This is a genomic window from Dysgonomonas sp. Shenzhen-Wh21 (assembly GCF_043392705.1).
Taxonomy (GTDB): Bacteria; Bacteroidota; Bacteroidia; order Bacteroidales; family Dysgonomonadaceae; genus Dysgonomonas.
Genome location: NZ_JAIXHZ010000228.1, coordinates 1 through 26,699, shown reverse-complemented (window position 1 = coordinate 26,699; position 26,699 = coordinate 1). Strand labels below are relative to the sequence as shown.

Sequence of the window (26,699 nt, the reverse complement as noted above, 5' to 3'; positions counted from 1 at the left end):
TGCAAAAGTGAAGGCTTTTAGAAGTCAATTTAGAGGAGTAAGAGATATACCATTCTTCATATTTAGGTTGACTAAGATTTTTGCATAAAATAAATTATCAACCAACTTTTAGGATTGATGGGGTTTTACTGTTGGTTTACAAAAACCCATTGAAACACTACTAAAACAAGAGAATTAAAACGATAAAAGAGTTACAGTTTCTACTGTAACTCTTTTATTCTTAAGTGGTCCCACCTGGTTCCACTTTATATTTTCTAAATGTTATTATTTCAACTGTTTATAACATTACTCTATTTCAATAGTAATGGTTTAGTAATGTATTCGAATGTCTCTTAAATACCACTTTTGGCTTGAAGTTGACCTCATTCTTTTATGTGATTCAAATATATAAAATAAGGGTGAGATATCCAATTGTGAAGTCTTATTTCTATCTCATACGAAGTGAGATATTTTATAAAGTATGATTTAAAGTGCAGATTAAAGGAATTCTTTGTAGAATGGGCAAATAGGAAAAAGTGTGGAGTCATTTTTCCCGGAACAGAGGCACTGGTATACCTTTACAAACAGGAAAAATAATCCACACTTTATAAGCATGAATGGTATTTCCTATTTTCTCGTTTGTAAATTCAAAAATTACCAGTTTTCTATTCATAGAGAAAATGAAGAATATGCAGTTTAAAGTTCAGTCATATTAACGTATCAATCATTTATTTTTCTTCGGATCTTCTTTTTCTTAAAAATACCGTTATCCATATTATCCATTCTTTCGTTTAACTTTTCAATCATTTCATCAAGAAAGAGAGTACGGCTTCCGACTCTTCGTCGAATAGCACGGAAAGTATCGTAACAATCTTTTACTTCAAAAGAGAATAGTTGACAGAGGATTTCAATCAATAGATTAATATCTATTTCCCCATTCTCAAATTTCTTAGTTTCCAGAGCACCATATGCAAATTCTACCAAATCGGCAGCCGTTCCGGTCCAATGAAGGTCTTGTTCAGATTTTTTTTCTTTTTGATTTCCTTTATTGCTATTATTCTGTAATTGCCATTGCAAAATCCTCAGTTCTATATCAATAAGAGAGATTGCCTTGATTGTATATTTTAAGGCATTTTTTTTCCTCCTTATCGGATAACCCGTCTCGTATTCCAACAAGTTCCAAACGAACAAAGCCAAGGTGATAATACAGCTTTGCGATGTTTGATTCAATCTGTAGTTTGTCTAATAACTTTAGTGCAAATTCGTCATAGGCTTTTGTTAACTCCGTTAATACATCTTTCTCTTTTGAGGCTTTCGTTAATAGTAGAAATAATCTCGAATTCATTAATTGTTTCATAATCTTGAATATTTATATTAGTAAATAGGCAGTTGTAATATTACAACTGCCTTGAACTTATATTCAATAATTAGATATCAAAGAGTGAAAGAGCTCCATTTTATATAGAGTATCAAAACTATTGTAGTTCTGTCTTAATTGTTTGATAACTGAGCTTAATAAATAGAATTAAACTTCTTAATTTTTAAAGAATGTGATGTTGTTCCTGATATATTGATGGCATTATAAAGCTTTTGTGGAAATATTAGATTTGTTTGTTGAACTATACCTCCATTTATAAACGCTTCAATAGAATTATTGTCGACAATTAATGTCAATGTAATATTTTCAGAATTAACATAAAGTGGAGCTGTATTAATACTTGGAAAATTGCTGGAAAAATTTACTTTACCCGATTTCGTTCTATCTGTCCTGAATTCAGTCGCATCTCTATCTATTGTTATAACAAACTCTTCCTTTGCATCATTTGAAAGTTTAAGGATAGTAGTATTTGAAGCAGGAATGGTCATATTAATCTCTAGTTGATATGCTTTATTATCAACATCTAGATGATACGCCTCTTCAGAATTTGATAGGGGAACCCATTCTTCACTTATTTCATCTAATTCACTCACAACCTCAGACGTTAGTACAGGATAACCATCCGGATGAGATTTTAATGTTAGAGTTCGGGGTAATGTTGCCCCGTTTCGCCATGTCATTGTTGGTACAGCCTCGGCATATTGCCAGTTACTCATCCATCCTATGAATATGCGTCTGCCATCACTTTCTGGAATATTATTCCATGTAACACCTGCATAGTTGTCTTTGCCGTAATCCAGCCAAAGCGGATAGGGCATATTATCTGCTTTAAATGTAGTTCCATTAAAGTCTCCAATAAAATATTGCGTACCTGAACCTCCATTCGGTGCTCCGGGATTTATGCTTACTAACAACACCCATTTTGTTTGCCCGTTATAAGTCAATGGGAACAAGTCTGGGCATTCCCAGACCCCTCCATGCCCACCAATACCATCTCCGAATTCACTCAGTTTTTCCCATTCTTTCAGGTTCTTTGAACCATAGAATGTTATAGTCTGTGAAGTAGCCAATGACATAACCCATTTATTTGTCTCTTTATGCCAGAAGACTTTCGGATCACGGAAATCTATGATATTTTCGTCAGTAAGTATAGGATTAGCTTCATATTTTGTGAAAGTCCTTCCTTTATCAAGACTATAGGCAAGAGATTGATTTTGTCTGGCCCCGGAAGAGGTGTAAATAGCAATCATCGCATTTTCTCCAAAACCCGCAGTATTATTTTTATCAATAACCGCAGAACCGGAGAATATATCCCCTGATTTATCAGGGAAAAGAGCTGTTGGCAGATGCTCCCAGTTGATAAGATTTTTGCTGACAGCATGTCCCCAACTCAAGTTTCCCCAAAAAGAGCGATATGGATTATATTGATAGAAGAGATGATATTCACCATCCAAATAAACCATTCCATTGGGATCGTTCATCCAATATTTTTCTGGTGTAAAATGAATGGATGGACGATATGGTTCGTCATTATAGGTATTATTGTCTTTATAATAGTCATTTGAATAATCATCAGAACAGGATGAGAAAAAGCATATTACCCCAATTATTGATAACATGAGACTATTAGTAATTTTATCTTTCATAATATCGATTTTATTTAGTTTTCAAATACTCTAATGCATTATATGTAATTTTCTCAATGTTATCCTGATAGATATTTCTTCCATTATTTTGATTCCATTCAAAAGCTCCAATACCAATAGCAATAGAAGTCCCTTTAAACTCTGCATTTGGATAGGCTTCAAAATTAGCCATCATCCAATAGTCATTTATACCGTCCCATGTACCCAGTATTTTTATTTGATTATCTTCTGATATCTTAATATATCCATTCTCATCAGTATTGCCATATCCATAAAAATCACAGATATCTTTCCATATATTATTATGATTTTCTTTCCATCCAGAACCTATAAGCGGAATACATTTTTTACCATCTAACAGAATATGTGACAACCCTTTATATATAGGGTGTTCTGATTCATCATGAACTTTTCCAATACTAACATTTACATGCCATACATCTCCATTGTCAAAACCTCCACCCATTTCAATTTCTGAATTAAAATTAGACTTCATGCGTCCCATCGTCCACAAGTAATTTGTTGCATGTGTGTTCAACAACAAATTTCCTCCATCAGTGTAATATTTCTTCATTGCACTAATTACAGTTTCCTCCAAAGATATTGCAGGCAATAACGATCTCGGGGATTGAGCATCGCGTATCCACCAAATGACACGATATTGAGTTAAATCAGTTCCTGCTTTCACATCCTCAAATGATAGATAGGTTCCTGTTGGATAGGTTTCAAAGAACCATTTTCCTGCTGCTATTTCATCATCGTCAGCAGTAGCAAGAAACATATTGTAAGTCGCAGCATCCCCCAGAAACGCAATTTTGGTACTTCCTACTCTGATAGTAGTATAAACCGTTTCGGAAGAATTACCTTCTTCATCGAAACTCACTACACCTATTGTGTACACTTTTTCGGATGCGTTTTCCAAGGTATAAGTTGTAGCACTTCCCGGCAACTCTATTTTAGTACCATCATATCTTACTTCTATTTTACTTATTTTTTCATCGGGAAGCTCCCATGTTAATACAACTGTCTTTGCTCCATCCTTTTGACGTGCCGTTAGGCCATTGATAGATGAGCTTCCTTCGCGTGTAAAATAAATTGTTTGCCCAGTAGATATATTTCCTTCTTTATCAAGCACATTAAATGTGAATTTATATTCCTTTCCCACCTTTACTACGCCATATTTATAGGATGTAGGATTGTTGGATATAACTTTAGTTTCGGCATCTGACGATACTTTCACACTCAAATCATTCTGATTTGGTAAAATCCATTCCACTCTTAAAGTATCATCATCTATTCGATATTCTAAATTGGATAATGGAGCTACTTTGGCATCATCCGAATTAATGTCACGATCGTAACACCCACTCAGCAATAAAGCTAACGAGAGTAAACTGAACACATAATATTTTAGTTTCATAATTCTTAGATATTAATAGTTATAATTTTGTTTGTACACATTCTTGCTGAAGTTTATTTGTTGTTGAGGAATAGGTACATACTCCTCTTTGTTTTTATCGAAATGTGCACCTTCATAATAAGGACGTTTTGATTTCTCGTTTTCATAATATGCATTCAGCACACTATCCGCGATTCCCCAACGAACTAAATCAAAGAAGCGGCTTCCTTCCATTGCAAACTCAAGGCGTCTTTCCCAGCGTAAAGCTGTCCGTGCATATGAGTTTGTCCAGGTTGCATCGTTAGCATATAATGCCATATTAACATTCGTAGCATAAGGAATAAGAGCGATGCTGTTTTTAGCACGCATCCTTATTTCATTTATCAGTGGCAAAGCCTCCCCTTCCCTGTTGAGTTCTATCAAAGCTTCAGCACGCATCAATAGTACATCTGCATAACGAATAATTATTCTATTCTTTGTATTTGCACGGAAGGGATCAATCAGAACTGATGACTCGTCTCCTACCTTTACATTTTCTTTCAACGAAGAGTAATAACCATATACGCCAGGATTTCTGTTATGACCTGTCTCGAAGATATTTCCTAAATCGTATTTATATGGGTATCCAACCATTGCAACCGTATGATATAAGCGAGGATCTGCATTATCTGTACTTGCATCGTAGTCAGCTAAATTGTATGAATTAAAATCAGGTAATCCGTTTTTCGTTTTAAACGCATTTACCAGATTCTGACTCGGCTTTTGAAAATCGCATGCGCCCGATGTATTTAGGGGTACGTTAAGTGCATCACTGAAATTTAACCGGCCTTTACTTGTGCCATCATCCTTTGAAAACTGAATAGAAAAAAGAGCTTCAATACCATTTTCGTATATATTTTTTCCAGGAAGAAAATTATGCGCAAAATCGGGAGCAAGATCATATGATGAACCTATTACAGCGGCAGTATATATTAATACCTGATCCAAATCATCTGTATCAATACTTGTAACATTATGCTTTTCGTCTTGACGATATGCTTTATATAAATATACCTTCGCTAAGTAAGCTGCAGCAGCATATTTGTTTGCGCGTCCTATCTCTGGTTGCACATCAGGCAAATTTTTATAAGCAAATTCAAAATCCGCTGCTATTTTCGCCCATGATTCATCATTTGTAAGTTCTACATTCGATATTGTACCATAAGCATCGGTTGGTACTGCTTCGTCAATGTAAGGTACATTCTTAAACATAGTCTTCAGTAAAAAATAGAAATGTCCTCGAAGGAAACGACATTCGCCTAATCTCCTATTTTTCATTTCAAACTCGTTTTCTGATACAGAATTGAGCACACGTATAGCATTATTTATACGTGAAATAGCTATATAACAATTATAGAAGAGAGCATCCGGTTCTCCGAATGTAGGAACAATATTACTTGAGGTTTCGTAGAAATGGAATGCTTGAATATCTGATTCGTCACGCCCACCTTTATATGCATCATCGGAACGCACATTTCCATATGGCCAAAGATTGAATGGGGTATCATAATGGTCATTGCCTAACATCGAATATGCTGAAATCACATTTTTTTCAATCTGGTCAAGCCCTGATATATCATCGTCATCTAAGATTCCATTTGGCTTTTCGTTTAGAAAATCAGAGCAGCTGCTAAAGACCAAAAATAAAACGGCTAATATGGATAAATATATTTTTTTCATAATTATATTATTATTAGATTGTTTAGAATGAGACATTTAACCCGACAGTAAACGTTCTTGGTATAGGATAACCAAATTGAGGGCTTTCTGGATCTACCCCTGTGAAACTTTTACTTTTAATCGTCCATAGATTTTGTCCACTTATATACAGTCTTAAATGGTTTGCATAGAATTTTCTTGTGATATGTGTAGGAAATGTATATCCGACTTGTAACATTCTTAATTTTAAATATGAACCATTTTCTATGAAGTAAGTGGAAAAACGTCCTTCATCATTTGTATTCAGAGATGTCACAGACGGAATGTTGCTATTTACATTTGTTGGGCTCCATGCATTTAATAGTCGGCGTCCTTTATTGGAGCCTGTTTCGCTTACACTCCAAAAATCAGTATGGTATTTTTGATCATTTACGACGTCTATGTTATGGATTCCTTGCCAGAACATAGTTAAATCAAAGCCTTTATAACTAAAGTTGACATTTAGTCCATACATAAAATCGGGATGTTGTACGCCAATCCATGTCCTGTCATCATTATCAATTACTCCATCCCCATTTAGATCTTTGTAACGAATACGTCCGAGTCCTTTTCCTGGTTGCTGGGCGGCATTATCTACCTCCTCCTGCGTTTTAAATAATCCATCTGCAACATATCCGAATAAAGAATTAATAGGATGTCCCAATATATTATTTCCGGCTACTCCTCCATAGTTATTTTCTACATCTTCGGGCAAATAAGTCATTTCATTTCTATATAAAGAAAGATTACCTGTAATATCATATTCTAAACCAAATGGTAATTTGTTTCGATAACCTACCGAATATTCCATTCCCCAGTTTTGCATTGAAGCACCATTTACCCAACGATTTCCACCTTCTCCTATCGCAGCAAGATAGGGTGGAAGCACTAGGATATCTTTGGTCTTCTTCATGTAATATTCTGCTGACCCGTAAAGTTTTTGTTCCCAAAAACCAAAGTCGAGACCAATATTGGTTTGTGTAGTTGTTTCCCATTTCAGGTTATCATTAGCAAGTTGTGTACGTTTAAATCCAGACTGTAATTGTCCCGATCCTGTTCCGCCAATGTCATAAGATGTACTATGCACCGTTCCCCATGTAGGATCAGCAGTTCCATAATCAGGTACGTATATATTATATATGGCTGTATTGCTTATTTCTTGGTTTCCTGTTTGTCCCCATCCTAAACGTAACTTCAGATCCGAGATGTTATTTATATTGTTCTTGATGAAAGCTTCTTCGCTTAAACGCCATCCTAAAGAAAATGCAGGAAAAGTTCCATATTTATTATTCTTACCGAAACGTGATGAGCCATCGCGACGCAAGGTTACCGAAGCAAGATAACGATCATCGAATGAATAATTAACCTTACCAAAAAAGGATAACAAGGTATATGCTGTAGAGTTACCGCCAGCAATTGATTTCCCTGTACCTACATCAGGCCACATATATTCAGGTGTTTCAAGTTCAAAGCCTTCACGATATGAGTTGAAATTGACATTTTCTTCTCTAAAGGCTTCTACTCCTAACATTGCATCTGCTCTATGTTTACCTACTGTAATATTGTAAGATGCAATCGCATTCCAATTCCATTTTAGCCAATGTCCTTGGTTTAAGTTTACTGAATTAACATCACTCTCTAATTTCCCTGATTGATATTTTCGGACAAGATCACGTTTATAATAATTCCCATAGTCAAGCCCAAAATTAGTTCTCAAATCCAATCCTTCAATTGGATTAACGGCCAGAAATGCATTACCAAAAGTTCTCCAATATGAATATCTATTATCTTTTACGGCTTCAACTAATCTTACAGGATTTTGCCGGTCATTCATTACTCCCACAGGACCTCCCCATCCCCCCGATTCTGTATAAACGGGTAACATAGGCAAGGCTTGTAATGCGGTATTCAGAATACCGTCGGGTGCTTGTATCTCACTGGTTCTATTAAGTGTAAAGTTTTCCCCTATTGTTACTATCCCGTCGAATAATTTGTATGAAGTATTCATGCGGGCTGAAATTCGGTCGAAATCGCTATTTTTGATCACCCCTTCATTAGTAAGATATCCCAACGAAAAGAAATAACTACCATTATCGGTACCGCTACTTACCGACATATCATAGTTCTGCATAACACCTGTTCTTGTTATTTGATCAAACCAATCAGTGTTTGCTGTACGCATTGTATTTCCACTTCCCACTACGTATTCGGGTAATATGACTTTATTGAGTACTGCTACTCCATTGGCATCATATCCCCAGTCGTAAGTATAACCTATCGCATTGGCATTGGGATCTTTCCCTGCATTTACTTCTGCTTGCCACATCATCCGACCATATTCTTGGGTATTTAGCATATCCATCTTGGTGGTGTATTTTGAGGTGGTAACACCTGCATTGAAATCGATCTTAACTTTTCCCTTTTTCCCTTGTTTGGTTGTGATAATTATAACACCATTGGCCGCTCGCGAACCATATATACTTGCTGATGAAGCATCTTTAAGAACCTGAATACTTTCTATATCCGCAGAGTTCAATTCATGCATGCCAGCTTTGGTTGGCACACCATCTATTATATATAGGGGATCATTATTGTTCAATGTGCCTATCCCACGTATACGAATAGTAGAAGCCCCACTCGGATTACCATCAGTAGTTACCATCATACCGGCAACTTTTCCTTGTAGAGCTTTCATAGGATTATTTTCAGCTACTTTCTTTATCTCATCAATAGATACAACTGATACAGCTCCTGTCAGATCTGCTTTTCGTTGAGATGTATACCCTGTTACAACTATCTCATTTAATAATTGTTGGTTTTCAGATAAAACAACATCAACGACGTCTCCATGGCTAACAGTTTTTTCTTGTGCTATCATTCCAACCATAGAGAAGACCAGGGTGGCTGATTCTTTTGTTAATTGAATCCGATACTTTCCTTCAATATCTGTAACTGTTCCATTTGTTGTTCCCTTTTCAACAACACTGACTCCTATTGCACCCAAACCGTCTTCTGCCAGAGTAACAACCCCTGTTACTTCCTTTGTTTGAGAAAAAGCAAGTGAAGGAAGAACAAATAAGAAAAATATTGAAATACAACATTTCAATTTAAGAATGTGAGTTTGTTTTTCCATTTGGTAATTAAATTTATTATTTAACATATTAATTTCATGGTTGTACAAAACTATATGGAATTAAGTCTTCCTTATGTAAGGGATGTTTCAGATATATGTAAAAATGTTGCAATGCATGAGAAAATAAAATAGATGCAACATTTCTACAATCGTTGGCAACATCTGTTATAGCATTATTGTAGCATTAATTATTCCTTTGTAAAGAAGGATAGGACTTTAAATCTTTGGCTAAAAATTTCTTCAATCAATATTATAAACTTATTAATTAAACCATGAAAAAAAAAATAGGATTACTTTTTTGCACTTCACTGATAATAATGACCGGATGCTCATCGGGAGATATTGTTATTGACGATTTTGAATCGGGAACATATGATAAATGGACAATAGAAGGAACTGCTTTTGGAACTACTCCGGTTCAAGGGAGATATCCCAATCAACAGGAAGTAAACGGTTTTGATGGAAAATTTCTGGCTAATAGTTATAATGGAGGAGACCAATTAAAAGGGTCGTTAAGTTCTTCTGAATTCAAAATTGAACGGGAATATATCAATTTCTTACTGGGAGGAGGAAAGAGTAATGATATATATATCGAATTATTGGTAGATGGTAAAAGTATATATAAAAATTCTCCGCTCGTAAATAGTGAGACTTTACAATGGACTACATGGGATGTTAGGCAATATAAGGGTCTAAAAGCCAAGATACTTATTACAGATAACCATGATGGAGGATGGGGGCATATCCTTGTAGACCAAATTATAATGAGCAATATGGAAAAAAGTTCGGTTATGATTGATCATAAAATTTCTTTCAAGGCAGATAAAAAATATATTTTGGTTCCAATTGATGATTCCGCTCCGGAAATAAGTACACAACTAATAGTGAATGGACAAGCAGAAGGTGTGCCTATGAACATTAATATTGCCCAATCGGAGGTATCCTATTGGGTCCCAATAGACATAGAGAGATACAAAGGTGATAATATAGATTTAGTATTCTCTTATATAGATAAGAATAGTATAGGATATTCTCAAATTAAGCAATCGGATGACTTTCATTTTAATGTTAATGAAAAATATCGTCCAACATACCATTTTACACCTAAATATGGCTGGATGAACGATCCCAACGGTATGGTATACCATAATGGAAAATATCACTTGTATTATCAGCATAACCCTTATGGCTCTTTATGGGGTAATTTGAGTTGGGGGCATGCGGAATCTAAGGATCTTATTAAATGGGAACATCAACAAGAAGGGATAACACCGGATTCACTGGGGGCTATTTTCTCAGGAAGTGCGGTCATCGATAAGAATAACACTGCCGGTTTTGGAAAAAACGCGATGGTCGCTATTTATACATCCGCAGCTGAAAGGCAAACCCAGAGCATTGCTTATAGTCTGGATAATGGACAAACTTTTACAAAATATAATGGAAACCCTGTACTTACAGATTCCAATATTGTTGATTTCCGTGATCCGAAAGTGTTCTGGCATGAAGTTTCACAAAAATGGGTCATGTCATTGGCTACTTCACAGACCATAACATTCTATGGTTCAAAAAATTTGAAAGAATGGGAGAAACTGAGCGAATTTGGAGAGGGGCTTGGTGGACATGATGGAGTTTGGGAATGCCCTGACCTGTTCCCTTTAACTTATAATGGAAAAACTAAATGGGTACTATTTGTCAGTATCAATCCTGGCGGTCCTAATGGAGGAAGTGCCACCCAGTATTTTATCGGTGATTTTGATGGAAAAACGTTTAAAGCCGATAAACTATCTTATCCTATATGGCTTGACTATGGGCGGGATAACTATGCAGGGGTTACTTGGAATGATGCTCCGGATAATCGTCGGATTTTTATTGGATGGATGAATAACTGGGATTATGCAAGAGAAGTGCCGATAATCAATTTTAAAAGTGCCTGTACATTACCTCGCGAATTAAAACTTACACACAATGGCGAACATTTAGTTATAAGTAATCCCCCTGTAAAGGAAATAGTCAATTTAAGAAATGAATCGAAGAAAGTGCAAGATATTCAGGTAGAAAGTGTTTATACCATTGATAAACTTCTATATAAAAATGATGGGGCATATGAGGTAGAAATGACCTTAGAAGCCGGAAGTGCAGAAAAATTTAGTTTTACACTCGAAAACCGAAGAAAAGAACAACTGAAATATTCTTTCAATTTGAAAGATGGAGAACTTCTAACAGATAGGTCGAAAAGCGGAGTTGCTGATTTTAGTGAAAAATTTGCATCAAAAGTAATAAAAGCACCTCTAGCCAAAAAGAATACATATAAGATTCGTCTCTTTATAGATAATGCATCTTCAGAACTGTTTGTTAATGACGGGGAACTGGTTTCTACAAACATTATATTCCCATCAGAACCTTATAACTCTTTGAAATTTGAAGGTAATATCAATGTCAAGGATATAACTATCCATAAGATTAAATAATATTTTGAAATAATTAAAATCATGACTAATAATAAAGGATTTTACACAAAGATTCTTCCCATAATGCTTGCATTCTTCTGTATGGGATTTGTCGACATGGTAGGTACTGCCACCAACTATGCACAAAAAGATTTGGGACTGGATGATGCTACGGCAAATATATTTCCGTCTATGGTTTTCTTTTGGTTCCTTATATTTTCCGTTCCTACAGGAATATTAATGTCCCGAATCGGGAGAAAAAAAACAGTAATTATCAGCTTATTGGTAACTGCCTTGTCAATGATAATCCCGTTTGTATGGTATGACAAGACATCGCTTATTATAACCTTTTCTTTATTGGGAATAGGCAATACCCTGATGCAGGTTTCGTTGAATCCTCTGTTATCGAGTATTGTAAAAGGTGATAAACTGGCAAGTTCCCTAACCTTCGGACAGTTCGTAAAAGCAATAGCATCGTTCAGTGCCCCGCTAATAGCAACAAAGGCCTCATTAATGTTTGATGACTGGCGCATGATTTATCCCTTATTTCTATTAATTTCGGTGATAACAGTATTATGGCTTGGTATGACCCGTATTGATGAACAGAAAGAAGAAGGTAAAGGTGCGACATTCTCCGAATGTTTTAAGCTTCTTGGAAATGGGGTTATATTGCTCTGTTTTCTGGGTATCATGTGCCATGTGGGAATTGATGTCGGGACTAATGTCACTTCTCCCCGTATATTAATGGAAAGATTAGACTTGACAAATCTCGATGATGCCAATTACGCAACAAGCGTTTATTTTGCCTTTCGTACTGCAGGTTGCTTTATTGGAACTTTCATCTTGGCACGTTATTCAGCGAAAAAGTTTTTCGGGTTAAGTGTACTCTGTATAGCTTTGGGCATGGGAGGGCTTTACTTTTTACAAGGTGAAATTATTTTGTGTGCATGTATAGGTTTGATTGGTTTTGGAAATTCCAATGTATTTTCCGTTATATTGTCGCGTGCAATGCTTTACATGCCTAATAAGAAAAACGAAATATCGGGACTTATGATAATGGGCTTGTTTGGCGGAACTATATTTCCTTTTTTCATGGGACAGGCAACTAAAGCATTAAATAATTCTCAAATAGGAGCTTTGATAGTTATGAGTATTGGGGTTATTTATCTTCTGTTCTTAGCAACCAGAATTAAAGATAAAATGAATTCTATTGAATAAATCTAATAAAGAAATAAACGATGAATAATACAATTGTAGGACTTGGAGAAATATTATGGGATATTTTCCCAGAAAGAAAAGTGATGGGTGGTGCCCCCGCAAATTTTGCATACCATGTATCGCAGTTCGGATATAACGGTCACGCCGTAAGTGCCGTAGGAGATGATTTGTTAGGTAAGGAAATATTGGAATGCCTGGCAAAAAAAGAATTGAATTACCTGATAGAGACTACAGATTACCCTACCGGAACAGTAAATGTGAAACTGAATAAGGAAGGAATTCCTGAATATGAGATATGTGAAAACGTGGCATGGGACAATATTCCTTTTACTGCCAAGACCGAAAATCTGGCAAAAAATACGGGGACAGTATCTTTTGGATCTTTGGCACAAAGAAACAGCGTATCGAGAGAAACTATTAAAAGGTTTCTGAAAAGCATGCCTGAAAACAGCTTAAAGATATTTGACATAAATCTTCGCCAGCATTTTTATTCTAAGGAATTGATACATGAATCTTTGCAACTTTCAAATATGTTAAAAATTAATGACGAAGAAATTGTTTTAGTCGCACAGTTGTACGGATACAAAGAAAATGATGAACAGGAAATCTGTAAACGTTTACTCGAAGAATACGAACTTGATATTATAGTATTAACAAAAGGAACAAATGGTAGTTTTGTATTTACACCCAAAGAAACATCATATCAACCAACACCAACAGTACATGTAGCAGACACTGTCGGTGCCGGAGATTCTTTTACAGCTGCTTTTGTTGCATCATATTTGCACGGTCAACGACTCACAAACGCACATCAGTTAGCCGTTGAGGTATCAGCCTATGTATGTACACAACATGGTGCTATGCCTAAATTGCCGGATGCTTACCTGGAATTATTTAGGAAATAAAATATAAAAGCATCGTATTTAACTTTTAATTACGATGCTTTTTATAGATTTGCCTATTATATTAAATCCACCATGAACAAAACCTGTCTTATACTCATACTTATACTTAGTCTCTTATGTTCCTGCAATAGAGAAGAAAAGAGTAAATACATCATTGGAGTTTCACAATGCAGCGATGATTTATGGAGGCGGACAATGAACAACGAAATCTTACTGGAAGCCTCTATCAATCAAAATATCGAAGTTGATATAAAAACGGTTAAGGACGATACACAACAGCAGATAAGAGATATTGAAGAATTAATAAAGAATGGTGTCGATTTATTAGTTGTTTCCCCAAATGAGTCTACTGCAATAACCTCCGTTGTACAGAAAGCGTATAACATGGGGATTCCTGTCATCCTTGTTGATCGAAAAATTGATACAGAAGACTACACTGCTTATATAGGAGCAGATAATTATCAAATTGGTAAAGAAGCAGGCATATATACAGCGGGCATACTGAATAACAAGGGAAATATTGTTGAAATGAGAGGTTGGAATGGCTCAACCTCTGATGCAGAGAGACATGCAGGTTTCATCGATGGAATCAGAAATTATCCTGATATAAAAATTATTGCAGAATGCCGAGGAAACTTTTTAAAAGAAGATTCCGAAAAAGAGATGACCAAGATACTGAATTCATTTAAAGAAATTGATCTTGTATTTGCTATGAATGACCCGATGGCATTAGGGGTACATGAGGCTGTTTCTAATTATAGTGGGCGTTTCCCTTTTATCATAGGAATTGATGCATTGCCAGGTGAAGGCGGTGGTATGGAAAATATAGAAAAAGGGATACAAAATGCTTCATTTATTTACCCTACAGGAGGAGATAAGATAATTGATCTGGCATTAAAGATATTACAAAATAAGCCATATCTTAAAGAAAACATCCTGCATACAGCAGTAGTTGATAGAAGTAACGTCAGGGTACTCCAATTACAAACTGAACAAATAACAAACCATCAGGAAAAAGTAGAGCGTATAAATGAACTTTTAGACGAAAGCCTTAAACAATATTCTAATCAACAAACTCTTTTCTATGGTACTATTCTTGTACTTCTGTTGATTTCAATTCTACTTGTCGTATCTGCCCTTGCATATCGGAACAAAAGTAAATCAAACAGATTATTGGAAGAACAAAAGAATCAACTGGTTTCTTTGTCTAAACAATTGGAAGAAGCAACGAATGCAAAACTGGTCTTCTTTACAAATATATCTCATGAATTCCGTACTCCACTTACTCTGATTCTGGGACCAATAGACACACTTTTAAATTCCGGAAATATTTCTGCAAAACAAAAAGCATTACTGGAAATCATCCAAAGAAGTAGTAACAGTCTTTTAAATCTACTTTCTCAAATTATCGAATTCCGGAAATATGAAAATGGGAAATTAGACATTCAGTTTGTAAAAGGTGATATTAAGTTATTTCTGGAGGATTTAAATATTGCCTTCTTAGATTATGCAGAGAGAAAACACATAAACTTCACTTTTACCACAGATGATGATAATTATATTATTCCTTTTGATAAAGAAAAGGTAGAGAAGATATATTTTAATCTTTTGTCAAATGCATTTAAACATACTAGAAAAGATGGAAGTATTCATATAAATATTACAAAAATCCAATATAATGATGCAGACTATTTTAAACTATCAGTATTTAATGATGGAGAAGCTATCCCTCCAGATAAAATAAATAATATATTTAATAGGTTTTACAAAGTTAATCCGACAGATTCAGGTACCGGAATAGGATTGGCTCTTACAAACTCGCTTGTTGATTTGCATAAAGGTGTAATATCTGTAGAAAGCATAGAAGGAAAAGGAACAGTGTTCGATGTTCTACTTCCATATGAACAGGATTTAACAGATATAGTAGTATCTGGTGATACTCATGCAATCAGAAGTGCCGAATCTTTGCTCCTAACGGATGCGGAGTCAATGCAGGAAAAAATATTTGTTGAGAATATATTAAGTGAAGATAAAAAGATTATTCTGCTTATAGATGACAATGTCGATATGCGGAATTATATGCGATTGATATTACACAAAGACTATACAATAATTGAAGCTGATAATGGAAGCACAGGAATTGAGCTATCCATAAAGTTCTTACCCGATATTATTATTTGTGATATAATGATGCCGGGCATAGATGGTTTTGAGGTCTGTAACACTCTAAAAGAAAATATATTTACAAGTCATATCCCTATAATCTTGCTTACAGCTTGTTCTTTGGATGAACAAAAAGCTCAAGGATTTAAAAGTGGTGCTGACGCATATATACCAAAACCATTTAATGCACAGTTATTGAAAATAAGAATAGATCGATTAATCGAAAACAGGCAAAAGATAAAAGACGCATTTACAAACAATTTACTTAGTGATTCAAAGAAAACGACTTTGGCGGAAATAGAGCAATCTTTTATTAATAAATTCCAAAAATATGTAGAAGATAATATAACAGATCCAGATATGAATATAGTTGAAGTTGCGCAATATATGGGTTTGTCCCGTTCACAATTATATCGGAAAATAAAGTCTATAACAGAATATTCACCCAATGAGTTTATTCGAATATTGAGACTAAAATATGCTGCCCAAATGATTATTTCAGGTACGCCAATCTCTGAAATTGCATATAAATCTGGATTCTCTTCAGCTTCTTATTTTACAAAATGTTTTAAAGAATTTTATAAAGTTAGCCCTACAGAATTCATTAAGTCAAAATAATTCATTATAAATTTTTAGAATACCAATAAAATAAACCGCAGGATCTAACTTTGGTTTTCGCCCTCCCTTTTTCCATTTTCTTTGATTGTTATTTTCCATAAACTTTAGCTGTTTTTATTATTCTACAAAATTGACGACTCCGGAGTTAATTTCCCTCGACTTTCAGAGGAGTGGACAAGGTGTTTTAAGGCACTTAAAACGTTTTGAGTGTACTCAAAACATACCTTGCCATGCACTGACGTGCATCAAAATTTACATTGCAAAATTAGAATCTATGTATTAGATAAAATAGGAACTTACCTGCGCCAACCGATGCCAACCTCTACCATGTAAAAGAAAATGATAACTTGAGAAATGATGTTTTATTATTCACAACATTGTAGTATTTGCTATACGAAAGTGCAAGCGAGCATATAAACATATTTATGATAGACTAAATAATCAGTCGTTTTGCCGTTTGTGTGTTGGAACGTTAGCATGTTGGAACGTACTAACGTTACGACGCTTGTAGAAATGTTAGATTCTTTTATCGTTCTATCGTTTGTTCGAAAGTACGATAGTAACATAGATAAATCTATCTATCGAAAGTTAGAATGTTCGATATAATAACAGATATAATGTTCTATTGATTGTTCTACCTATATAAAGATAGTATTAAATATATTTTCCTTTTTTCAACTGATAAACACCTCTTTTTTGAAGAGAATAAATAGGGCAAACTTTTTGAGAAAATACTATCTGAAAGATGGAGATTTTCGATAAAACCCAAAAGGCTGTGAGTTTGCCATTTTGTTCTCTTTCAGATTTCTTTGTGTTCAGCTGAAATAAAGCATAAAAAAAGAGAAGTTGAAAAATCAACTTCTCTAAATTTGATGTATCATGATTGGGAATCTATCTTTCTATCTTTTGTCAATTCTCCTTGCCAAATCATCCATATCCTTACTGATTTTCAAATCTGTGATCTTTGCATATATTTGAGTCGTGCGAATACTGCGATGTCCAAGCATTTTTGACACCGTCTCTATTGGAACTCCATTGGATAGGGTGATTGTCGTTGCAAACGAGTGCCTTGCAAGGTGGAATGAAAGCGGTTTATCTATATCACATAGTTCTCCTATATCCTTCAAGTATTCATTTATCTTCTGATTAGAGATAACAGGTAATAATTTCCCGTCTTTCTGTTTCCCTTTATACTTTTCTAAAATCTGCTTAGGAATATCCAGCAAACGTATATTTGAATTGACATTAGTCTTTGTTCTTTTAATCATTATCCATAAATTGCCGTCAAAAGCTTTTTGCACACTTGTTTCCATCAGATTGGATACGTCAACGTAGGCAAGTCCTGTATATACACTGAATATAAAAATATCACGGATTGTATTTAGTTTAGGGGTTCTGAAACTCTTTTTCCAGATTCGATCTATCTCATCTTGTGTCAAAACTTCTCTATCTGTCTCCTGAAATCGAATTCTAAAATTGATAAAAGGATCGTTAACCGTTTCCCCGGTCGCTTTGATAAAATTAATAACCCGCCTGAATCGTTGTACACACTTCATAGCTGTATTGTTATGAAGATTGCATTTATCCATAAGGTACAGGTAAAAGTTTTCGATGAATGCAAGGTTGAGTTCTCTTATTGAAATATCTTCAATTCCATGTTTCTCTTTCATGTAGTCAATGAGTCGGGTTTTAGCGAGCTCATATCTGGTATAAGTTTTATGAGTAGTATGTTTCCCGACTTTCATTTTGTATTGGTTATTATGCTCCGTGAAATAACTGATTAGTGTCTTAGCGGACGCCTCAAATCCCAAAACATCATTTTTTATTTCATCGGGGAAAGCATAACCATTTTCATCCATTCTTCGATTGTAGGCTTTGGTTATCTTTGAGGATAAGTCATGTAGAGCCCTGTTGATTTCTGCTACTTCATTTGTACGACCAATAGCTTTGCCTGCTTTTGCATCCCAATTTTCGAGATTGACTTCTAATTTTGTTCCTAGTTGAGCAACCTTTGTATTAATGGTTATTCTTGCCATTATAGCTACTTTGCCATTTGCTTTAGGTTGATTTTTCTTTACATAAAACAATGTCCTGAATGTTGACTTCATAATTCTTCAATTTTTTAGTTACAAATTTTTGTTTTTTCGCTTTGAAGAATGACAGACAACTCTGCGACAACTTGTAGTAAATAAGATATTTATTGCTTTATCCATTACCTAAATTATATCTTGAAAATAGGTAATGTTTTAGTAACGGTTTTTGACTTTAGATTGACTTTTTCGGGTCTGAAAGATGACCAAAGAGAAGTTTATAAAAACTGAAAAAGCCCTCTAAATTAAACATTTAGAAGGCTTTTCTTAATTTTGACCGAATCTTGGCTTCGGCTTTTGTGGTCCCACCTGGGCTTGAACCAGGGACCCCCTGATTATGAGTCAGATGCTCTCTTCGGCGTCACATGCTGCGCATGCAACGCTACACAACTGAGCTATAAGACCTTATGACTGCACTACTGACTAATATTTTTAATTCTATATGTCTGGTTTAACGGATGGTTTAACTTTGTAAGCTAAATCAAGAGTGATTAATACTAAATTTTAATTATCACTTATAAGTATAAATATACTCAAAAAAGCAGATTGGGACAAGTTTTCAAGATTATCAATTAAAGTAATATTCTCAAAAATTTGTCCCAATACTAACCTTATCATTTTTTGTATGGCTTTGCAAAAAGTGATAGGGTATGGCTTCTGATTTCTAACATATTTATTAGCTCATTATAATGGTATCAGAACGATAGATTCTTCAAAAGCTGATCGTTAATCACTTTCTTTTCGTTCATTCTGTCTATGAATAAGCCTTTATTGCCTGTCATAAAATCCAATACTTCCATTATCACAAATTCAAATAATTTGCTATCATCATTCTTAATTATAGATGCGATAAAATAAACATCACCTTCTTCAACGATGGCTTTGAATATCGAAATATTCTTATTGATTTCATTAGCTACTTTTAGAGCATCTGATATATTATTCTTATTGACTGAATAAACTTTCGGTAAGATAATCTCTAACTGACAGTCTAATTCTAATGCACCTTTGCGAATAACAAAAGCATTATAATTGTATGCTAGAGCAAATGAATAGTTATTAAGTATTTTAGTCTCTAGAGCTCGCTTGTTGATAATATTATAAGCCTGTTTCAGAAGAATATCCATACTACCAATATCCATAGTTTAATGTAACTGTACTGTCTTTTGAATTTATAACAAAACTGAAATGCTCATCGTCCCCATTATCACATTCACTCATAAATGAATAACTGTATTCTCCTTTAGTATCAACATGCCATTTATCAATAAGTACAATACAATCATTCTTTTTAATATAATTCATGCTTTGTGTATATTGGAGTTGTTCTTTTATTTTTCCGTAAAATTCATTCAAATCAACATCTGGTTTAAATTTCAATTTGACAACTTTTGTATAATCTCCATTAAAAGCGACTGCACCATTATCGGAATTGATCTCAATAAAATCTGGAAAAGAAAAACCTATTTTATTTTCAATCAGAATCTTTGTAGGATTTTCTTCTTTCTCAACTTTCTTTTCAGTGCATCCGATGAACACCAATACTAGAAGGAAAAAAATTCTTATAATACTATTCATACCTATTATTAGTAATATTGTTCAAGGTTAACACTTCCTTCCATATATCCTTTGTAAGTTAGCACGTCCATATTTTCTGTAATCATCTTAATAACAAAAGCAACAGCCTGCTCCTTATATATTTTAGTCAATTCTACCAATGAAGAACCTTTCTTCTCATCATAAGTATTGGAATAACTCCATCTAAAAGTATAATAATCTGCGGTGTATGTTGTTTCAGTCTCTTCTATTTCCTGATGTCTCATATTTGAAACTAATCCATGAGATTGTTCTCCGTCTGTCACATTTGAAAAACAAAGTTTATCATATTCATTCAGAAAGAATACTAAATAATTGCCTTTGTCCAAAGCCCAGTCTGTATAATCAACCCCATTTCGTTTCGCTTCTAAGACAATAAATTTAACTAGTTCTCTTTGCTTTTTCTGAGAATAAAGGCAAGGAGAACAACACAAAAGTCCAATAATGATAATAATGAGTCTCATTTTAATAATTTTAAAAACTATATCCTCTTCCTACGCCATTATAGAAAACATTTATTGTCCCCTTCTTTTCAACAACATAATTTATAAGATGAGAAGACAATATTTCACAAGTGAAGCGTGTTTTATTATCAGTACAATTAGACAAGTCTGTTTTATTTTGGTAATGCTCCCCTAGCCCATCGTAATATTCTCTGAAACAACTAACATTAACGATTCCTGTGTATCTATACCAATCTTTTTCCTTTCCGAGATATTTCTCTGGTACTATTTCAAAATCTATATCAGAGGGGAGACTAGAGGAATATAAGGTTATAGATTCTAATGAGTTAATAGTAGCTCGTCCTTGATAAACTTTTAACACACTCCTCTTATTCCAGTCACCCCAATATCCGTTGATATATAAACACTCACTAATTTGTTTTGAACTAGAAAGGGAACTCCCATAGTAAACTGAATTACAGCTACTGAATAAAAAAATAAATAATAAAGCTGAATATATTTTTATTTGGTTTCTCATAATATGATAAAAATTATAGTTCAATAATATATGTCGTTGTATAACCATTCTGATAAATATAAACCTTCGTATCGGCAGCGATAACATTCCCATTATTATTCTGATAGAATGTAAGGTTTCCTCCCGAGTAAGTATAACCAGAACTATTATATCCAGAGTGAAGCGAACCTTCATTTCCAAAACGAATAGTAGTCACTCTATCATCAAAGACTTTCACATTTAATGTATAAACAGACTTCTTTCCTGAATTTGGATTATTGTATGTAACTGTAGCCTCATACCATCCATCTTCTAATACATTATCTATCCGATCATAACTTATGTCTGGCAGATATAACTGTCCGTTTGAATAACTTGGGGTAGGTTTTGTGGTCTGATACTGAATCGGTGGTAATGCAATATACCCTTGCGCATAAGCCGTATAGAAACTTAAGCAGAGTAAAATAACAATGAATGTTTTTTTCATAATAATTATTTTTTCTCTCTCTAGTTCCCAATAGAGAGGTTATAAAAAAAGAAGCGTGGGAACTATTGCTATATCTGATTCAGAGGTTCTCGACTACCCTTCACACAAATAATAGACAACAGCCCCACGCCCTTATATAGAAATCCTCACGGATAAGGCTATACAATGAACGTGGAAAGCTTGTTGCTATCATCCCTGTGTGAATAGAAATTGTCGAGATTCCTGAATTGGGGATAACGCTTTCGCTTTCCGTCTAATAAAATGTCCTTCTAATAATCAACACCTGACTGATTAGAATTGATACAAATTTAGACGAAAAGCATGACGCTTCAAAATATTTTAAATCAATAGTTTCGATAAAAAACCGAATTGGTTTCATTATCATAATAGTAATCTGTAATGAACAGATCATTCGCTAAACTTCCATAGTCAAGATAATTCTTTATGTGGTCTGGTATATCCCCAAAAGTTCCATCTTCGACTAATAAACTTGCAAATGTTTCTTCATTGATGAATCGACCATAGAAACTGTCTCTGAACTTCTGAACCAAGTAATTCAAGTCTTCATCTTCTAATGAATAGCCTGTAAAGTCCATAAATGACAGGAATGCATCGAAATCAGTTATATCATTGGCTTTGTGTATCAGTTCAAATACGGTTTCACTTATCCAAGATTCATCGATAAGCCCTTCTGGGATACCCTCCCAATCCTGAAACATAAATTCGGGGTCTTCTTCATCCTTATGTAAATCTGCACAGGCTTCATAGAAATCTGCCTTATCTATATAATCAGATAAATCAAGCCATTTGCCTTCTATGCTTCCTTCGTTATATTTTCTGTAAGTCCCGACATAAACTTTAGCTTCCATCAAGTCGTCTGCATCCATATCTCCATCACATTAAATAGGGTTAATAAATAAAAAAGAACCACTGGCAATTAAGTCAATGGCTCTTCTAAGTTGGTGGTGTGTGGGATAAATAATCTTTCTTTGCGAATGGCTTAGCTTCTTATTATAAATGAATAAAACTATTTTGAAATCTGTTATAGATCAATCTAATGCTCGAATTTTCAGTATATCAATTATTTTAGAAAACGAATGAAATTTTCTCTCTGCCCAATCGCTTAAAAATATCACTTCCCAAAGATGAAGTTAGGGGGTATGAAAAGTATGACACTACAGGTACGAATATAACTCTTTCATTAATAAGACCCTATAAACGTCTATTGTTTAATTCTGTTCGTGTTTTATTTTTCTTCATGTTTTCTTTAATATGCACGGTTGAAAAGTCTTTAACTCCTTTAATTAATTGCAATACCTTCTTTTCCGTAGGTTCTGGTAAAGTAACTAACTTATTTGAATTTTTCCCAAAATTCACTTGTTTAGGATGGCATAGTCTTATAAGTTCAATCATTTCATCTAAATCAAAATCCATTATAGGCTCTACTGTAACATAAGTATCAATACCCCATTTTTGGGATATTTCCGACATTGCTTTGGCTCGTTCTTCTACTTTGGGACTATTATTCATTATTTCAGGATAATCTCTATTTGTTTCAATCGTAGTACATATAACAGAACTTTTGAATACTGGATGTTCTATAAAATCAATAATTCTTCTTGGATTCTTTGATTGAAAGAGATAGTTGTTAGTAGCTCCAAACAGGTTACTGGCATTCGCTTGATAACAATAGTCAAGGGTTCTTTTTATCCATTGATCAGGTATATCTTTAGCAAATAAGTCTATTCCGCTTCCAACAAAAATAAAATTTCCTAGACCTAGATTGGTTTTAAACTCTTTGATATCTAGTTCTATCGGGTGTTGCTCTTTATTTAGCTTCTTCATATAGCAATAGGAACAGTCATGAAAACATTTTCCTTTAACTGTATTCCATGTGTGAGTAACAAACTCATACATATTGCCGTTTGATGGGTTTAATGGCATTGTATATATTCTTAAAATAAACGAGTATAATCTTATTATTAATGTAATCTATTTGATTCGTTCTCATAAAATATTTTAGAAGCCTTGAGTATGAACCCATAAGTAGGTGTACCATTAACTCTTTTTGAGGTGGAATCAATATCATACCATTTATTTAGATCTGTACCTTTAATTTTATCTATATTCTCTTTCCCTAAATATCTATAGGCATAAACTATTGCATCAACTGCTTTTTCTTTAGTTATAAACTCTCCTATAGTAAGCTTCTCCTTTAAGATATGATATACTTTATCATCAAGGCTTTTATCTTCATTTAGGGAAAGTAATTTGCTCTTGATGTCTCTCTGACTATATCTTAATTTTTTGATTTCCTCTTTTCCTAACTTATTATAAGCATCTCTTATAAATGGATATTTTTCTTCAACACGCTTTATTTCAGTATTATCTATTGTAAAACTTGTTTTTAATTCTGTATATCTTTTGAATATTTCTTTAAAAGAGGGCTTTTTCAGTAAAGATTTTAAAACATCTTCTTGAATGTGTTCCCAATGCATACAAGTTGTTTCTATTCCTGATTCTTCGTATGCTTTCTTTAATGAAATCCCTGATTTATATATAATATTATTGACTTTATAATTATATAGTTCTAATTTGGGGAGTTTATCATTGACTATAAATTTATCATTTCCTTTATCATATGTAACATAAGAAGAGTTTGACAATTTCTTTAGATCTTCTCTTTGCTGTTCTTTGGCATCAGAAGATAAAGTATTAAATGATTCTGCTCTTTCTTTTCCTATTTTTAGTTGTTTCTCAATCTTTATTTTAATTTCTTCATAACTGGTGTCAATATCATTTAATATAGTATTGAAAATATGAATAATGCATTTTCTGAACGGATTATTTTCTGTTCTTATCCGCCCTGCTATTTGAGGTATATCTGTTGATATATCTAATAAGGTATGTTTGTTCGTATTATTGCTGACTATAAAACATATTCCTGAATCAGAATAATAGTCTGCTCCTTCAAAGGATTTGCTTGTAATGAAATTGAACATCTTTGCGGTATCGACTGAGCTTGATATATTGTATAAACCTAATATTTGCTTATTCTTATCATTATCAGCACAAATTATTCGACATTCGTCATTATTCAAATGCTCATGGTCTAGAATAGATTTAATATCTCTAACTGAATTAATGAAGATATATGCTTCTGTAGACCTGTGACCATCCATTATTATATATCCATCTTGTTTATATTTTCTTATAATATTAGCGATTGCATTATACGGCTTATTAGTTTTATATGGTAATACTTTCAATTTCTCTGTATGTTTCCAGTCGGCGACATATTCTTGTATTCCGTCTAACACATCTGGTTTAAAATCGGGAAGTATAGGGGTCGCCGACATAAAACAGAATGATTTATAATCTCTAAATGATTCGAATACACCGTCAATAGCCTTATCTCTGTAACTATATGCTTTTAATAAGCAATGGTATTCATCTATAAGTAATCTATAATCTTTTGAATTCAAATACTTTGCTAATTGAGGTAGTTTATTATATGTACACATTATTTTTTTTGTTCCGTCTCTATTGAGATACTTTCTCAATTCATTTGTTAACCCTATGGTAAAATCACCGAACAGACCAAATAGATTCTTGACAGGACTTAATCCTGCTCTTTTAATACAGTCATATTCGAGTAGTTTTTTGTCCTCATCATAAGGGGGGTACATCTTATTAATGATTAATTCAGTTGTTGGTACTGCTATCACATAGTTCTCATCGTTTTTAAGGACTATGCTTGTACCTCCGCAACCTGTAATCACTTTATTAAAAATACAATCATGTGGAAGATCTTTCCAATTTAAAAATCCATCTCTCGACGTAACTTTTAGCTTTTTCATCAGTAATGCTCATTCATTTTTTATAACAAAAAGTATAATCTCAAAATTTAAAGCATATCTCGTTTTTTATCATTGGTTTTATCTAGTTTGTATAGTATTATATAATCAATAAATTGCAGAAAAATCTAACAAGGGGAATTAATCATAAAGTCCCTGCAATTTGATATTCGGCTAGTTATTGAAAATAAAAATAGAGGATTCTGTTTTTTCAAGAGTATTTTAGGAAAATAAGGCTTCTTCTTAAATTTATAACTAAAGATTCAATCCTATATAAAAAAACAGTCTATTTGTATCTGGTTATCAACATTATAAAGGTAGTCATTTTTTAGAACACCACCAACTATAATTTGCAGATTCTTAAAACTTTGAGTGGAGGATTGTCTTAGCTGTCTACAAGTATAGTTGAGTAAGGAACTACCCCCATTTTAGAGGGTAGTCCTTAATTCTCGTGTTAGAATCAAGCAGCCTCCCTTAGTTTCACAATAAACTCGTCATCTTCATGCGTTTCTAAGAAATTGTCTATATTTAGTTTGCTTAATGCTTCAAAGGCTTTCTCGTCTGAAGTCGATTTAGCATAGGAGTTGAAACCTTTAATGAAGTATCTTTTTGTTAGAATCTTATTTGACATACCATCTATACTTTGTGCAATTGTAAGGAACTTTTCGGCTCTTTCTAATGCGCTTTCCATATCAGGGAGAATACTGGTATCTCCGTTGCTCAACATTGCTTTTAATTGCTTTGGTGTTAGTTTTTTCCCTGTACAAATCATAACTGCTGTACTTGCATTAAATCCTTCCTTTATCAGATTGTTTATTTTTTTCATTAGAAGGTTCTGTGTTGAGATGGCAGAAACACATATTTTATCGGCTGTATTCCAACTATGTCCGATTAAATTAATCTCTGCCAGATATTCGCCGATATTATCCAAACCTTTCTTTATATGTACATTGGGAATAAGAATTTTATTGTCTGCATCTTTTATTGCATTTAATTTGGCAAATGCTGAGATTCTGTGCTGACCGTCAAGAACGATTAGAAAGTGTTTCGCATCTTTTTTCTCGATTCGCTTGCCTTCTAAATCAA

General features: G+C 33.9%; 18 protein-coding genes, 1 tRNA gene and 1 pseudogene. 4 read left to right on the top strand and 16 right to left on the bottom strand.

The annotated features are described in order from the left end of the window. Positions 1–699 precede the first annotated feature (699 nt). From LDB17_RS15275 to LDB17_RS15255, 5 genes are all read right to left on the bottom strand, one after another. A complete protein-coding gene (locus LDB17_RS15275) occupies positions 700–1,209 on the bottom strand; it encodes an RteC domain-containing protein (protein ID WP_163271526.1) in 510 nt (169 codons plus the stop codon). Positions 1,210–1,491: 282 nt separating this feature from the next. Then, entirely contained in the window at positions 1,492–3,003 is a 1,512-nt protein-coding gene (locus LDB17_RS15270; protein WP_163272343.1) for a glycoside hydrolase family 32 protein, read from the bottom strand. Positions 3,004–3,013: 10 nt separating this feature from the next. Further along, a complete protein-coding gene (locus LDB17_RS15265) occupies positions 3,014–4,423 on the bottom strand; it encodes a DUF4960 domain-containing protein (RefSeq protein WP_163272341.1) in 1,410 nt (469 codons plus the stop codon). Positions 4,424–4,435: 12 nt separating this feature from the next. Then, positions 4,436–6,121, bottom strand: a complete 1,686-nt coding sequence (locus tag LDB17_RS15260) for a RagB/SusD family nutrient uptake outer membrane protein (RefSeq protein ID WP_252639553.1) — start codon at positions 6,119–6,121, stop codon at positions 4,436–4,438. A gap of 22 nt (positions 6,122–6,143) precedes the next feature. Then, entirely contained in the window at positions 6,144–9,272 is a 3,129-nt protein-coding gene (locus tag LDB17_RS15255) for a TonB-dependent receptor (RefSeq protein ID WP_252639552.1), read from the bottom strand. Positions 9,273–9,544: 272 nt separating this feature from the next. On the opposite strand from LDB17_RS15255, the gene LDB17_RS15250 reads away from it, so the two are divergent. The 4 genes from LDB17_RS15250 to LDB17_RS15235 all read left to right on the top strand — a co-directional run bounded on the left by LDB17_RS15250 (position 9,545) and on the right by LDB17_RS15235 (position 16,623). Next, on the top strand, positions 9,545–11,740 hold the full coding sequence (locus LDB17_RS15250; protein ID WP_252639551.1) for a GH32 C-terminal domain-containing protein: 2,196 nt from the start codon (positions 9,545–9,547) through the stop codon (positions 11,738–11,740). Between the two features lie 21 nt (positions 11,741–11,761). Continuing rightward, positions 11,762–12,937 carry an MFS transporter gene (locus LDB17_RS15245; RefSeq protein WP_252639550.1) on the top strand — a complete coding sequence of 392 codons (1,176 nt, stop codon included), beginning with the start codon at positions 11,762–11,764 and terminating at the stop codon, positions 12,935–12,937. Positions 12,938–12,957: 20 nt separating this feature from the next. Next, a complete protein-coding gene (locus tag LDB17_RS15240) occupies positions 12,958–13,842 on the top strand; it encodes a carbohydrate kinase (RefSeq protein WP_163356683.1) in 885 nt (294 codons plus the stop codon). A gap of 72 nt (positions 13,843–13,914) precedes the next feature. Further along, the gene (locus LDB17_RS15235) at positions 13,915–16,623 is read left to right on the top strand and encodes a substrate-binding domain-containing protein (protein WP_163356682.1); all 2,709 of its coding nucleotides are present in this window, start codon (positions 13,915–13,917) and stop codon (positions 16,621–16,623) included. A gap of 899 nt (positions 16,624–17,522) precedes the next feature. On the opposite strand, the gene LDB17_RS15230 is transcribed toward LDB17_RS15235, so the two are convergent. The 11 genes and pseudogenes from LDB17_RS15230 to LDB17_RS15180 all read right to left on the bottom strand — a co-directional run. Beyond that, on the bottom strand, positions 17,523–18,731 hold the full coding sequence (locus LDB17_RS15230; RefSeq protein WP_163356681.1) for a site-specific integrase: 1,209 nt from the start codon (positions 18,729–18,731) through the stop codon (positions 17,523–17,525). A gap of 282 nt (positions 18,732–19,013) precedes the next feature. Then, positions 19,014–19,118 (bottom strand) — tRNA-Met (locus LDB17_RS15225). A 290-nt stretch (positions 19,119–19,408) separates the two neighbouring features. Then, a complete protein-coding gene (locus LDB17_RS15220; RefSeq protein WP_252639548.1) occupies positions 19,409–19,855 on the bottom strand; it encodes a hypothetical protein in 447 nt (148 codons plus the stop codon). After that, positions 19,842–20,291, bottom strand: a complete 450-nt coding sequence (locus LDB17_RS15215; RefSeq protein WP_252639547.1) for a hypothetical protein — start codon at positions 20,289–20,291, stop codon at positions 19,842–19,844. The genes LDB17_RS15220 and LDB17_RS15215 overlap by 14 nt, the downstream gene beginning before the upstream one ends. A gap of 8 nt (positions 20,292–20,299) precedes the next feature. Further along, positions 20,300–20,773: a hypothetical protein gene (locus tag LDB17_RS15210; RefSeq protein ID WP_252639546.1), complete on the bottom strand. Its 474-nt coding sequence runs from the start codon at positions 20,771–20,773 to the stop codon at positions 20,300–20,302. Between the two features lie 10 nt (positions 20,774–20,783). Next, the gene (locus tag LDB17_RS15205; RefSeq protein ID WP_252639545.1) at positions 20,784–21,134 is read right to left on the bottom strand and encodes a hypothetical protein; all 351 of its coding nucleotides are present in this window, start codon (positions 21,132–21,134) and stop codon (positions 20,784–20,786) included. A 169-nt stretch (positions 21,135–21,303) separates the two neighbouring features. Continuing rightward, positions 21,304–21,756 carry a hypothetical protein gene (locus tag LDB17_RS15200; protein WP_252639544.1) on the bottom strand — a complete coding sequence of 151 codons (453 nt, stop codon included), beginning with the start codon at positions 21,754–21,756 and terminating at the stop codon, positions 21,304–21,306. Positions 21,757–22,100: 344 nt separating this feature from the next. After that, a complete protein-coding gene (locus LDB17_RS15195; RefSeq protein WP_252639543.1) occupies positions 22,101–22,643 on the bottom strand; it encodes an antirestriction protein ArdA in 543 nt (180 codons plus the stop codon). A gap of 325 nt (positions 22,644–22,968) precedes the next feature. Then, positions 22,969–23,700, bottom strand: a complete 732-nt coding sequence (locus LDB17_RS15190) for a radical SAM protein (protein ID WP_252639542.1) — start codon at positions 23,698–23,700, stop codon at positions 22,969–22,971. A gap of 38 nt (positions 23,701–23,738) precedes the next feature. Beyond that, complete coding sequence (locus tag LDB17_RS15185) at positions 23,739–25,616, bottom strand: hypothetical protein (RefSeq protein ID WP_252639541.1); 1,878 nt, start codon at positions 25,614–25,616, stop codon at positions 23,739–23,741. Positions 25,617–26,073: 457 nt separating this feature from the next. Then, a pseudogene (locus LDB17_RS15180) lies at positions 26,074–26,699 on the bottom strand (hypothetical protein); the annotation flags it as partial.

Excerpts from the sequence above, each read along its gene's own strand:
- LDB17_RS15200 (WP_252639544.1), bottom strand. The coding sequence starts at position 21,756 with ATGAAAAAAACATTCATTGTTATTTTACTCTGCTTAAGTTTCTATACG.
- LDB17_RS15260 (WP_252639553.1), bottom strand. The coding sequence starts at position 6,121 with ATGAAAAAAATATATTTATCCATATTAGCCGTTTTATTTTTGGTCTTT.
- LDB17_RS15230 (WP_163356681.1), bottom strand. The coding sequence starts at position 18,731 with ATGAAGTCAACATTCAGGACATTGTTTTATGTAAAGAAAAATCAACCT.
- LDB17_RS15245 (WP_252639550.1), top strand. The coding sequence starts at position 11,762 with ATGACTAATAATAAAGGATTTTACACAAAGATTCTTCCCATAATGCTT.
- LDB17_RS15240 (WP_163356683.1), top strand. The coding sequence starts at position 12,958 with ATGAATAATACAATTGTAGGACTTGGAGAAATATTATGGGATATTTTC.
- LDB17_RS15210 (WP_252639546.1), bottom strand. The coding sequence starts at position 20,773 with ATGAGACTCATTATTATCATTATTGGACTTTTGTGTTGTTCTCCTTGC.
- LDB17_RS15270 (WP_163272343.1), bottom strand. The coding sequence starts at position 3,003 with ATGAAAGATAAAATTACTAATAGTCTCATGTTATCAATAATTGGGGTA.
- LDB17_RS15190 (WP_252639542.1), bottom strand. The coding sequence starts at position 23,700 with ATGCCATTAAACCCATCAAACGGCAATATGTATGAGTTTGTTACTCAC.
- LDB17_RS15220 (WP_252639548.1), bottom strand. The coding sequence starts at position 19,855 with ATGGATATTGGTAGTATGGATATTCTTCTGAAACAGGCTTATAATATT.
- LDB17_RS15250 (WP_252639551.1), top strand. The coding sequence starts at position 9,545 with ATGAAAAAAAAAATAGGATTACTTTTTTGCACTTCACTGATAATAATG.
- LDB17_RS15255 (WP_252639552.1), bottom strand. The coding sequence starts at position 9,272 with ATGGAAAAACAAACTCACATTCTTAAATTGAAATGTTGTATTTCAATA.
- LDB17_RS15215 (WP_252639547.1), bottom strand. The coding sequence starts at position 20,291 with ATGAATAGTATTATAAGAATTTTTTTCCTTCTAGTATTGGTGTTCATC.
- LDB17_RS15235 (WP_163356682.1), top strand. The coding sequence starts at position 13,915 with ATGAACAAAACCTGTCTTATACTCATACTTATACTTAGTCTCTTATGT.
- LDB17_RS15185 (WP_252639541.1), bottom strand. The coding sequence starts at position 25,616 with ATGAAAAAGCTAAAAGTTACGTCGAGAGATGGATTTTTAAATTGGAAA.
- LDB17_RS15195 (WP_252639543.1), bottom strand. The coding sequence starts at position 22,643 with ATGGATGCAGACGACTTGATGGAAGCTAAAGTTTATGTCGGGACTTAC.
- LDB17_RS15265 (WP_163272341.1), bottom strand. The coding sequence starts at position 4,423 with ATGAAACTAAAATATTATGTGTTCAGTTTACTCTCGTTAGCTTTATTG.